This is a genomic window from Streptomyces ureilyticus, assembly GCF_011045025.1.
GTDB lineage: Bacteria > Actinomycetota > Actinomycetes > Streptomycetales > Streptomycetaceae > Streptomyces > Streptomyces ureilyticus.
The window spans coordinates 42,874-54,245 of the sequence record NZ_JAAKZX010000043.1; the positions used below are offsets into that span (position 1 = coordinate 42,874).

General features: G+C 68.8%; 11 protein-coding genes. 6 read left to right on the forward strand and 5 right to left on the reverse strand.

All coding sequences use genetic code 11. The annotated features are described in order from the left end of the window. Positions 1 to 107: 107 nt before the first annotated feature. On the forward strand, positions 108 to 1,229 hold the full coding sequence (locus G6048_RS16285; RefSeq protein ID WP_165340254.1) for a hypothetical protein: 1,122 nt from the start codon (positions 108 to 110) through the stop codon (positions 1,227 to 1,229). Between the two features lie 105 nt (positions 1,230 to 1,334). Here G6048_RS16285 and msrA read toward each other — a convergent pair whose 3' ends face one another. Beyond that, positions 1,335 to 1,847 carry a peptide-methionine (S)-S-oxide reductase MsrA gene (gene msrA / locus G6048_RS16290; protein WP_165340255.1) on the reverse strand — a complete coding sequence of 171 codons (513 nt, stop codon included), beginning with the start codon at positions 1,845 to 1,847 and terminating at the stop codon, positions 1,335 to 1,337. Between the two features lie 242 nt (positions 1,848 to 2,089). Here msrA and G6048_RS16295 point away from each other — a divergent pair, with 242 nt between their 5' ends. The 3 genes from G6048_RS16295 to G6048_RS16305 all read left to right on the forward strand — a co-directional run bounded on the left by G6048_RS16295 (position 2,090) and on the right by G6048_RS16305 (position 4,070). Further along, a complete protein-coding gene (locus G6048_RS16295) occupies positions 2,090 to 3,202 on the forward strand; it encodes an AI-2E family transporter (protein WP_165340256.1) in 1,113 nt (370 codons plus the stop codon). Positions 3,203 to 3,352: 150 nt separating this feature from the next. Next, complete coding sequence (locus G6048_RS16300) at positions 3,353 to 3,538, forward strand: hypothetical protein (protein WP_165340257.1); 186 nt, start codon at positions 3,353 to 3,355, stop codon at positions 3,536 to 3,538. Positions 3,539 to 3,605: 67 nt separating this feature from the next. After that, a complete protein-coding gene (locus G6048_RS16305) occupies positions 3,606 to 4,070 on the forward strand; it encodes an SRPBCC family protein (protein ID WP_165340258.1) in 465 nt (154 codons plus the stop codon). A gap of 18 nt (positions 4,071 to 4,088) precedes the next feature. On the opposite strand, the gene G6048_RS49580 is transcribed toward G6048_RS16305, so the two are convergent. Both G6048_RS49580 and G6048_RS16315 read right to left on the reverse strand, forming a co-directional pair. Next, a complete protein-coding gene (locus G6048_RS49580) occupies positions 4,089 to 6,128 on the reverse strand; it encodes a serine/threonine-protein kinase (protein WP_235989934.1) in 2,040 nt (679 codons plus the stop codon). 227 nt (positions 6,129 to 6,355) lie between these two features. Beyond that, positions 6,356 to 7,399 carry an NAD(P)-dependent alcohol dehydrogenase gene (locus G6048_RS16315; RefSeq protein ID WP_165340259.1) on the reverse strand — a complete coding sequence of 348 codons (1,044 nt, stop codon included), beginning with the start codon at positions 7,397 to 7,399 and terminating at the stop codon, positions 6,356 to 6,358. A 185-nt stretch (positions 7,400 to 7,584) separates the two neighbouring features. Between G6048_RS16315 and G6048_RS16320 the strand changes: the two genes are divergently transcribed. Further along, positions 7,585 to 8,496, forward strand: coding sequence for a helix-turn-helix domain-containing protein (locus G6048_RS16320; protein WP_165340260.1), 912 nt, complete (start codon positions 7,585 to 7,587; stop codon positions 8,494 to 8,496). Between the two features lie 36 nt (positions 8,497 to 8,532). Here G6048_RS16320 and G6048_RS16325 read toward each other — a convergent pair whose 3' ends face one another. Then, entirely contained in the window at positions 8,533 to 9,303 is a 771-nt protein-coding gene (locus G6048_RS16325; protein WP_165340261.1) for a group II truncated hemoglobin, read from the reverse strand. 123 nt (positions 9,304 to 9,426) lie between these two features. Further along, entirely contained in the window at positions 9,427 to 10,677 is a 1,251-nt protein-coding gene (locus G6048_RS16330) for a L,D-transpeptidase (RefSeq protein ID WP_165340262.1), read from the reverse strand. Between the two features lie 400 nt (positions 10,678 to 11,077). Here G6048_RS16330 and G6048_RS16335 point away from each other — a divergent pair. Continuing rightward, the coding region (locus tag G6048_RS16335; protein WP_328826117.1) for an LPXTG cell wall anchor domain-containing protein at positions 11,078 to 11,372 on the forward strand (295 nt) is incomplete at its 3' end.

Consider the following 11,372-nt stretch of genomic DNA (forward strand, 5'->3'; position numbering starts at 1 on the left):
CGGATGGAGACCGTGGCAGGGCGGGGACGGCGGTGCGAGAGACGGTTTTCCACAGGAACTGCCGACCAGGTTGGCCAATTGTCGGACCCGTCTGGTTCGCTTGAGACATGGAGATTCTCTGGGTCCTGATGGCGCTGGTCATGATGGGCTTCGTCCTCGGGCCGATCTTGATGCGCAGGCGTGCCGGTGGTATCCAGCAGGTCGCTCCCGGCGACCCGGACGCGGCCGATCCGGCGAACTACGGCTTCCTGCGCCAGGAGGAGCTGGACATCCGTATGCCCGGCCCCGATCCGGACCTGCTGGAGGTCCTGGACCTGGTGCAGCGCAGCCAGGACTACCGGGGAGCGTCGCAGCTCCTCGCCGGTACGGAGATGGACGGCGAGCTGCGCTGGCAGCGCGTGCAGGCCTTCGCGGGCGCCGCGTCGCTGGAGCTGCACCAGCGCCCCGGCGGGGTCAGCGAGAGCCCCGGCGGGCAGTGGCTGCGGGTCTGGCGGACCGAGAAGCCCAAGGACGCGGGCGGCGCGGCCGTGCATGCGGAGTTCCTGGTGCAGCAGGCGTGGCGTACGTCGACACCGGGCACGGACGAGTTCCGGATCATCATGGAGGAGGCGAAGTCGGCCTGCGAAGAGGCGGCGCTGCTCTCCCCCGGTGACCCGATCCCGTACATCATCGAGCTCTCCGTGGCACGCGGACTGGCGTATCCACAAGCCGAGTTCGAGAAGGTCTGGCTGAAGATCCTCGACCGCGCCCCCGCGCACATGGGCGCGCATCTTGCGGCGCTGCACTACTGGTGCGAGAAGTGGCACGGCTCGCGCGAGACGGCGTACGCCTTCGCGGAAGCCGCTGCGGCACGCGCCCCGCAGGGTTCGCTGCTCGCGGCGATGCCCCTCTTCGCGGTCTTCGAGCATCTGCCGGAGGTCAACCTCGTCCAGGGCTTCTACCAGAGCGAGGTCGTCACGAAGGCGGTACACGGCGCGCTCTACGCGGTGCACGAGGCCCGACCGGACGACCCGATGCTCGCCCACGTACGCCATCTCCTGGTGTTCTTCCTGGTACGCGGCGAGCGCTGGGCCGAGGCCATGAACCAGCTCGTGCATGTCGACGGCCACGTAGGGGCGCTGCCGTGGACGCTGACGCCGGACCCGGCGGCGGACTACGCGGTGTACCGGGCGCTGGCGGTCGCGGGATACGAGGCGAACGGAGGGAACCCGGCGACGCTGCCGCGCTGACGGCGGCACCCTTCGTCCGTAGCGGGTACCGCCCGGTTCCTCAAGCGCGGCCCGGCTGCGGAGCCTCGCCCAGTCGGCCTCCGCCTTCGCCGGGCCGCTTCGCGGTCAGCCCTCCGCGCGGGCGGGCAGCCGCCATCCCGGGCGCGGGAAATGGCAGGTGTAGCCGTCCGGGTAACGCTGCAGGTAGTCCTGATGCTCGGGCTCGGCCTCCCAGAAGGGGCCGACCGGCTCCACCTCGGTGACGACCTTGCCCGGCCACAGTCCGGACGCGTCCACATCCGCGATCGTTTCCTCGGCGATCCGCTTCTGCTCGTCATCCACGTAGTAGATCGCCGAGCGGTAGCTGAGGCCGATGTCGTTGCCCTGGCGGTTCTTGGTGCTCGGGTCGTGGATCTGGAAGAAGAACTCCAGGAGCGCGCGGAAATCGGTCCTCGCGGGGTCGAAAAGGATCTCAATGGCCTCCGCGTGGGTGCCATGGTTCCGGTACGTCGCGTTCGGCACGTCCCCGCCGGTGTATCCGACGCGGGTCGCCGTCACGCCCGGGAGCCGGCGGATCAGGTCCTCCATCCCCCAGAAGCATCCGCCCGCCAGCACGGCCCTCTGCGTCTGCGCAGCCATTACGGCCCCTCCCATATCTGTCAGTTCGGTCACGCGAGCCCATCGGCTCGCACACCGTCGGCATCCCATGCCTACTTCGCTCAACGCGCGAGGGTTCCAGGCGATTCCGTGCCCGCCCAACCGGCCCTGCGGTCGCCGCTCGCCGCGAGGCACGCACCGGCGTCCCTACCCGGCCGCCGCCGAGGGTGTACACACAGTGGGCAGCGATGCCGGTGTGACTTGAGTACCCATAGGGTGCATCCGTGACTGCCACGTTGAGTTCAACAAAAACCCGCGCCGCACTCCGCACGTCAGCGCGGGCCTCCGCGGAGTTGCTGCTCATACTCCTGATGCTCGCGGTGACTTTGTGGATTCTGGGCCGGATGTGGGCGGTCGTCTGGCCGCTCGTGGTCGGCCTGCTTCTGACCACACTGACCTGGCCACCGACCCGTTTCCTGCTTCGGCGCGGGTGGAAACCCGCCCTCGCCGCATCGGTCGTGACGGTGCTGTTCCTCCTGGTCGGCACGGGCGTCGTGGCACTGATCGCGGTACCAGTGGCATCCCAGTCCGGCGAGCTGACCGACGGCGTGGTCGAAGGCATCCAGAAGTTGCGCGAGTGGGCCGCCGGGCCGCCGTTGAACATCGGGGACGCCGAGATCAACAAGGCCTTCGACACCGCGGTCGCCCGGGCTCAGGACGGCCTCGGCAGCATGGTCGGTACGGTCGTCACGGGAGTGAGCACCGTGGTGAGCGGCTTGGTCACCGCCGTCCTGGCCCTCTTCCTGATGTTCTTCTTCCTCAAGGACGGTCCACGGTTCCTGCCGTGGCTCGCCCGTCAGCTGCCCGGTCGGCTCGCGACCGATGTCCCGACCGTGGCCGCGCGAGGCTGGGACACCCTGGGAACGTTCGTACGCTCCCAGGCGGCTGTCGGCCTGCTCGACGCCGTCCTGATCGGCCTGGGCCTGTGGGTTTTGGGAGTACCGCTGGTGCTCCCGCTGGCGGTGCTGACCTTCGTCTCCGCGTTCGTGCCGATCATTGGTGCCCTGTTCGCCGGTCTCGTCGCGGTTCTTATCGCGCTGGTCTCCAACGGCCTGACGGACGCGCTGATCGTGCTGGCCATCATCGTCGTGGTGCAGCAGCTCGAGGGCAACGTGTTCCAGCCCATGATCCAAAGTCGTGGGCTCGGCCTCCATGCGGCAGTGGTGCTGCTGGCGGTGACGTTGGGCGGCAGTCTGGCCGGCATCGTGGGCAGTCTGCTCGCCGTACCGATCGCCGCGCTGATCGCGGTGGTCTGGAACTATGTGCGCGAGCAGCTCCGCGAACCATCACATCCGGGGACCGACGAGTCGGACGCCGGCGCTGCCGTCCCCTCCTAGGGCTACGCGGCAGTGCGCCCCGCGTCAGACGAGACATGATGCAGGCGTATGGCATTCCGCGGAGAGGACCGATCGGCCCATACCCGTACGACCCCGGGTAAAGGCTCAACGACCAATACTGACCGGCCTGTTGCAAGTAACGTCGTCGGTATGAGCGATGAAATCCGTATAGACCGCGCCCCCGCTCCCGAGGGGGGCATCCAGATCACGGTCAGTCTTTCTCCCATGGTTCTGGCGAAACTCCAAACAGAGAACTCCTGGACGGAAGCGATCAGTGAAGGCCAGGTCACCGGCGACGGACCGGCCATCAGCCAGATCGAGTTCAGGGTTTCATAAGCCTCGCTGCGTGCCGCTGAGCGGGAAGCCGAGGCAGTTGTCGGAGCCTGGTGCTTTGATGGGTGTCATGACCAGTAGAAGCGTGGTCGTGGAGCGGCGCATCGGCGCAGGCCAGAGACGTGTGTGGGAAGCCCTGACCGACCTGGAGGGCATGGATCGCGTACTCAGCAGCGTTTCGAAAGTCGAAGTCCTCACGGACGGGGCCTTCGACGTCGGCACGCGGTGGCGGGAGACCCGGCGCATGTTCGGCAAGGACGCCACCGAGGAGATGTGGGTGACCGCCAGCGAACCACCCGAGCGCTATGTGGTGGAGGCCGAATCGCGTGGCACCCGTTACGTCTCGGAGTGGCTGCTGCGGGCGGACGGCCCGTCGGCGACGACCGTCCGCATGACGTTCAGTGCCGTGGCACCAGGCGGCGTCATGGGCCTGCTCGCCAAGATTCTTGGCGGCGTGGGCGCAAGGGCCGTGAGCAGAGCCATCGCGAAGGATCTCGACGACGTTGCCTCGTCGGTTGAGGGCCACGACGACTGATCCCCCGGGGGCTGCCTCTCACCCCCGCGTATAGGTGAGCCGCTCGCCGTTCGCCAGCACGCGTACGAGTGTCTCACCCTCGCGGCGCAGCGTGGAGGAGCCGCCGAAGTCGCAGGGGCCGGAGGAGTTCGCACGGTCGGCCTCGGGCGGGGCGAAGCGGATCGGGCGGTTCGCCTCCCCTGTGGAGACCAGGTTCATGTCGGCCTCACAGTGGTTGCCGGAGCCGTCCGAGACCAGTGCGGCGGCCGGGCTTCCCACCGGCTTCTGCTCGATGGTCATCCGCTGCGTGCCGCCGCCGTCCAGGGGCCGCTGCCAGGTGCCGAGCACCCCTTCGGGGAGCTTCTCCGGTCCCGCGATCCTGTGCAGTTCGGCGGTACGCCCCGCCGCTTCCCAGCGGAGGGAGTCACCGACGCTCCGGGAGAGGACGTGCTCGCCGAGGGCCGAGCAGCGGTCCGCGGGAACACTGCTGACGACCTTGGTGTCCAGCCGCAGTGACGTACCGCTGCCGTTGCCGCTGGATGGCTTGGCGGTGAGTGTGCCGTCGCTCTTGCACTCGTAGTTCTTGCCGAGGCTGATGCTGGTGGCGACGATCTCGCCCACCTGCCCCGGCGAGACGGCGAACCGGCGGTACTGACCGGTGGGCTTCCCGTCCCGCTCGACCGCACCCGCCCAGATGCCGACGAACTCCTTGGGCACGTCGGATGCCGGGCCGCCGTTGTCGCCGGAGCCCGACTCCGAGGAGTCCCCGAAGGGCAACGGCACACCCGCGGCCGACGCGCCGAACACGGCGCCCGCCACCACCACGGCGGCGGCGCCCAGCGCGATCGCGGCCCGTCGGCCCCTGCCTGCGCGACGGGGTCGCGACGACGGATCCGGAGCCGGAGCCGCCTCAGCGGACCGGAGGTCCGGCTTCGGCACAAACTGCGTCCCCCACTCCGACCGTTCCGCCACGGGAGTCTCTTCCCAGGTCGCGGGGAAACCGGCAGGTGGCGGTGCGGACTCGGCCGATGGCGATGGCGGTACCGGTGCGGGTGCTGGTGCCGACGACGCGGAGGCGGATGCGGAGGCAGCCGACGCCGACGCCCCCGACGCAGTCGCCCGCGCCGGCGCCCCCGACGCCGGCGTATCCGTGTCGAGCAACTCAACAGCGCTGCGCCCCAGTTCGGCGATGATCTGGGCGGGCAGCCACGGCGGTGACGCGGTGCCGGTCGCCGCTGGCTGCACCCGTGCGGCCACCTCCTCGGGAGTCGGCCTTGCCGTCGGTTCCTTGGCGAGGCAGTCGGCGATCAGGCCCCTCAGCGGTTCTTCGATGCCCGTCAGGTCCGGCTCCTCCTGAGCGATCCGGAACATCACGGCATGCACACCGCCGGAGCCGCCACCGCCGAACGGGGTTTGCCCGGTCGCCGCGTACGCCAGCACCGCGGCCATGCAGAAGACGTCGGCGGCCGGGCCCACCGGCTCGTCCCTGATCTGCTCGGGCGACATGAAGGCGGGCGAGCCGACGAGCATGCCCGAGCTGGTCAGGGTCGAGCCGGGCACCGCGTCCAGCGCCCGCGCGATGCCGAAGTCGATGACGCGGGGGCCGTCGATGGTGACCAGGATGTTGGAGGGCTTGAGGTCCCGGTGGACCAGTCCGGCCCCGTGGATGTCCAGCAGGGCGCAGGCGAGTCCGTAGGCGAGGGTGCGTACGGAGTGGGCGGGCAGCGGGCCGTGCCCGCGCGGCGAGACGATGTGTTCGAGCGAGGGTCCCGCGATGTAGCCGGTGGCCACCCACGGTGTTTCGGCCTCGGTGTCCGCGTCGAGGACCGGCGCCGTCCAGCGGTCGCTCACCCTGCGCGCCGCCGCCACCTCCAGCCGGAAGCGCTCGCGGAACTGAGGTTCGGCTGCCAGCTCCGGCTTGATGAGCTTGACGGCGACCGTGCGCCCGCCCTCCGAGCGGGCCAGGCAGACCCGGCCCATGCCGCCGGCACCGAGGTTTCTGAGCAGCCGGTACGGCCCGACTCTGTCGCCGACCCCCACGGGGCCGGCACCGAAGTCGCCCGTCGCCGGCTTCGTCATCTGGCTGTTCTCCCCTCGGTCGGCGCTCCACCCCACTCTCCCCCACGAAGGTCACGAGTCGGCTGCGTATGAGCGTCCGCTTGACGTGAACAGACGCTACCTGGCTTCGAGTTGTAGATCGCGGGTTACCGGGAGGGAAGACCGAAAGGCGGCCGACACGGTTGAACCCGCGTCGGCCGCCCCGACCGTGACCTGCGACACGAGGTCGCGGCCGCCCTTCGACCTACTCAGATCGTCGCGGTGTCGATCACGAACCGGTACCGCACATCGCTGCTCTGCACTCGCTCGTACGCCTCGTTGATCTCGGACGCGCCGATCAGCTCGATCTCCGCGCCGATGCCGTGCTCGGCGCAGAAGTCCAGCATCTCCTGGGTCTCCTGGATGCCGCCGATGGCGGAGCCGGCGAGGGTCTTGCGGCCCATGAGCAACGAGAAGAGGTTGACGGAGACCGGCTCCTCGGGAGCGCCGACGTTCGCCAGGGCGCCGTCCGTGCGCAGCAGGGACAGGAACGCGTCGAAGTCGAGCGGGGCCGAGACCGTCGAGACGATGAGGTCGAAGGTGCCGGCCAGCTCCTGGAAGGTCTTCGGGTCGCTGGTGGCGTAGTAGTGGTCGGCGCCCAGCTTCAGGCCGTCCTCCTGCTTGCGCAGGGACTGCGAGAGGACCGTGACCTCCGCGCCGAGGGCGTGCGCGAGCTTGACGGCCATGTGGCCGAGTCCGCCCATACCGACGACGGCGACCTTCTTGCCCGGGCCCGCGTTCCAGTGCTTCAGGGGCGAGTACGTGGTGATGCCGGCGCAGAGCAGCGGCGCGGCCACGTCGAGGGACAGGCCGTCGGGGATGCGGACGACGTAGTTCTCGTCGACGACGATCTTCTCGGCGTAGCCGCCGAGGGTGGGCTCGCCGTCCTTGTCGAGGGCGTTGTACGTGCCGATCATGCCGCCGCCGGTGCAGTACTGCTCCTGGCCGGCCTTGCAGTTGTCGCACTCACGGCAGGAGTCGACCATGCAGCCGACGCCCACGCGGTCGCCGACCTTGTACTTGGTCACGCCGGGGCCGACCTCGGATACGACGCCCGCGATCTCGTGGCCCGGGACCATCGGGAAGATCGCCTCGCCCCAGCCCTCCTGCACCTGGTGGATGTCGGAGTGACAGATTCCGGCGAACTTGATGTCGATCAGCACATCGAACTCGCGGACCGCGCGGCGCTCGATGGTGGTGCGCTCCAGCGGAGCCTTGGCGGCGGGTGCGGCGTATGCGGCAACAGTGGTCATGCCGGGGTTCTCCTAGCGAGGGTTCTGTGCCCGGCTGCCTTCTTTCCGTCCGGGCACGGCGTCCAGCCTGCCGGAGCTCCCAGCGTTTACCCAGGTCACGGCTTTACGTAGGTTCGCTGGTCCTACTACTGGCCGGGGCAGGCTCGTGTGCGTACGACCGGGCGTCGACCGTGAATACTGGACGCATGGACGCACAGCCCGATCCCGCCCCCGAGCCCGGCACGGGCCTGGACCGCCGCGCCGAGCTCAGCGAGTTCCTGCGCACCCGGCGTGCCCGGCTGAAGCCGGAGGATGTCGGGCTGCCGGACTTCGGGCGGCACCGCCGGGTGCCGGGGCTGCGACGCGAGGAGCTGGCGCAGCTCGCCGGGGTGTCCGTGGCGTACTACACGCGCCTGGAACAGGGCAACGGGCGGAACGTCTCGGCAGAGGTGCTGGACTCCATCGCACGCGCCCTGCGCCTGACCGACGCCGAGCACGCGCATCTGACCCACCTGGCGAAGCCGAAGCAGCACAAGAAGAAGCCGGCCGCGCCGACCCAGCAGGTGCGGGGCGCGCTGCGCCAGCTGCTGGACTCGATCGACGGTGTCCCGGCGTACATCGTGGGGCGCCGCTCGGACATCCTGGCCTGGAACCGGATGGCCGCGGCGCTCTTCGGCGACTGGGCCGAGCTGCCGGCGCAGGAGCGGAACTGGGCGCGGCTGGTGTTCCTGAACCCCGCGTCCCGCGAGCTGTTCGTGGAGTGGGACCAGAAGCAGGCCGACATGGTCAGCTTTCTGCGCATGGACGCCGGCTGCCACCCCGACGACCCGCGACTGTCCGCCCTGGTCGGCGAACTCTCCCTCAAGAGCGAGGACTTCCGGCGGCTGTGGGCCAGGCACGACGTCAAGGAGAAGAGCCACGGCGTCAAGCGCCTGCGCCACCCGCTGGTCGGTGACCTGACGCTGTCCTTCGAGACGTTCCACATGGCGGACGACGCCCAGCAGTCGCTGATCACCTACCACGCGGAGCCGGGATCGCCGTCGGCGGAGGCCCTGCGCCTGCTGGCGAGCTGGGGCAGGGACGCCACGCACGCGGGCCGGACCGCTCCCCAGGCGTAGCACCCGAACGAAGAAGCCGCAGAAGCCGCAGAAGTCCTACGGCCGGTACGGCGGAGCCGCTCCCCACGTCCACTTCGGCACCGGCTGCTCCGCCGGAGGCTTCGCGTCCGGGCCCGAGAAGTACACCGCGAGCCGCGTGCCCCACTCCGCGTACGCGACGAAGGCCGAGCGGAACTCGGCGTCGGTCGGCAGGCCCGCCTCGTCGGCCGCGTCCTGGAGGAGGTTGACCCAGCGGCGGCGCTGTATCTCGGTGATGCCCTTGCCGAGATGCCTGGCGACCATGTGACCGTGACCGCCCTGCGTCTCGGAGTAGGCGGGCGGGCCGCCGAAGACCTCGCCGAGCCAGAGCGCGACATGCGAGGCGTGTTCGGGGTCGAGCCCGGCGAAGACGGGGGCCAGGACGTCGTCCCGCAGGACCTTGTCGTAGAAGACCTCGGTGAGCCGGGAGAAGGCTTCGGCGCCGCCCGCCCAGGCGTACAGCGTCGGCACGGACGCGCCCGTGCCGCGTACGGTGGTCGGCTTGTAGTGGCGCATCTCCTCGATGTCGCCCACATACGGCCGGATCTCGGCGAGGAAGTCGGAGAACAGCTCCGACTTCCGGAAGCCCTCGAGGTGGTCCTCGGTCGAGGTCCAGGTGATACGCAGGATGAAGTGCTCGAAGTCCTCCTCGCAGCGCGCCAGTTCGTAGTCGACGCACTGCGGGGCCGCGGCTAGATGGGCGGCGGCACGGGTGTAGGCGGCCAGGAACTGGGCCGACTGCTGTTCGGGAATCCGGTACCGGATGTACTCGACGGTCTGAACAGTCATACCCCCACAGAAACACGAACGGCCCGCCGGAACCATGAGGTCCCGGCGGGCCATCGTCTGCCTACGCCCACCGCGTACAAACCGGACGCGTCACATCCGCGCCGCCTCCCGCGGAACCGGCCGTCAGAGCGCCGAACCGGCCTTCCACGCGGCCCAGTCCATGTTCCAGCCGTTGAGGCCGTTGTCCGGAGCGATCTGCTTGTCGCCGGTGTTCTGCACCACCACGACGTCACCGATCATCGAGTTGTTGTAGAACCAGGCACCCTCGGTCTTCGGGTCGTTCGCACCTTCGGTGTCGTTCAGACCAACACAGCCGTGGCTGGTGTTGACGTTGCCGAAGACGTCGTCGGAACCCCAGTAGTTGCCGTGGATGAAGGTGCCGGAGGTCGACAGGCGCATGGCGTGCGGCACGTTCTCGATGTCGTACTCGCCCTTGCCGTCGTCGTCGGTGAAGCCGACCGTCGCGCCGTTCATCCGGGTCTCCTTGAACTTCTCGGAGATCACCATCTGACCCTCGTACGTCTTGTTCTCGGGCGAACCGGCGGAGATCGGAATGGTCTTGATGGTCTTGCCGTCGCGCATGACCTTCATCTGCTTGGTCTTGGCGTCGACGACCGAGACCTGGTTGCGGCCGATCGTGAAGGAGACCGTCTTCTGCTGGACGCCGGTGACGCCCTCCGCGCCCTCGACGCCGTCCAGGGCCAGCTTGAGGGTGACCTTGGAGCCGCTCTTCCAGTACTCGTCGGGGCGGCAGTCCATGCGCTGGGTACTGAACCAGTGGCAGGCGACCTCCTGGCCGCTGCTGGAGGTGACCGTGATCCCCTTCTGCACGGCCTCCTTGTTGGTGATCTCCTTGTCGAAGTTGATCGAGACCGGCATACCGACGCCGACCGTGGCGCCGTCGTCGGGCGTGAAGGTGCCGATGAAGCTGTTGGACGGGGAGACGGTCGTGAACGAGGAGTTCTCGTGGGCGGTGCGGCCCTCGGAGTCCTTGGCGGCGGCCGTGAGCTTGTACGTGGTGGACCGCTCCAGCTGAGCGCTGGGCTTCCAGCTCTTCTTGTCGGCCGATATCTCGCCCTCGACTGCGTCGCCGGCCGAGGTCTTCATGGTGACGTCGGTGAGCGTGCCCTTGCTCACGGTGACCTTGGCGGCGTTGTTGATGGAGGCGTTGTCGGTGCCGTCCTTGGGCGTGATCTTGATTTTGGCCTCGGAGCTCTTCTCCGCCGCCGCCTCATCGACCTTGGACTGCGAAGTGCCGTCCCCCTCGGCGCCGGACTTCCCGTCGTCGCTCCCGCTGCACGCAGAGAGCACCAGCACCCCTCCGAGCAGCGCGGACGCGACCGTCAGGCCTTTGCGCCGCTTACTGTTCGTCATCACACGCTTCTCCATCGTTGCCGAATCCCCAAGACACCTGAGAGTCCCCGTAACTTCTAGAAACGCCAAAACCGATGCATCCCGTTCCACATATGTCGCCGGTGTGGGGCACACCACGTCGGTACGACGGCGTACGACTGGTGCGGGTGTCGGTCAGCGCTCCCCCTGAGACGACAGAACCCGGTATCCGGTTGCGGTCGTCCACCGCGACATCATCCTCGCCCAGGCACCGATCCGGCGAATCGGGGCCGCAGTGTCCTCCGTCACTGCACCGACTTCGAGCCATCACGGCCGCCGCTCGCGGCGCTCACAGGTACCGTGACTTTCCTGAGACCCGCGTCTTTCATTAGCATCGGTCCTCACGGCCAATTCGCCTGCACCGCAAGGGGATCGATATTCCGTGTCCGCCGCTCGTCGCTCGTTGCTGACCGCCACCGCCGCGGGCACCCTCCTGGGTGCCCTGTGGTTCGTCCCGTCCGCCAATGCGACGTGGGACGGCCCCGCGGCGGAGGCCAGAGCAGAGCGGACATCGACGATCACACAGGCCGCTTCCACCGACTCGACTTCCACCGACCAGTCCCCCCAAACGCAGCTCGCCGACACCGGCGCCTTCGACACGACTCCGTACCTGGTCGGCGGCACGCTGTTCCTGGGCCTGGGGGCGGGCTTCGTCGTGTATTCGGTACGGCGGGAGC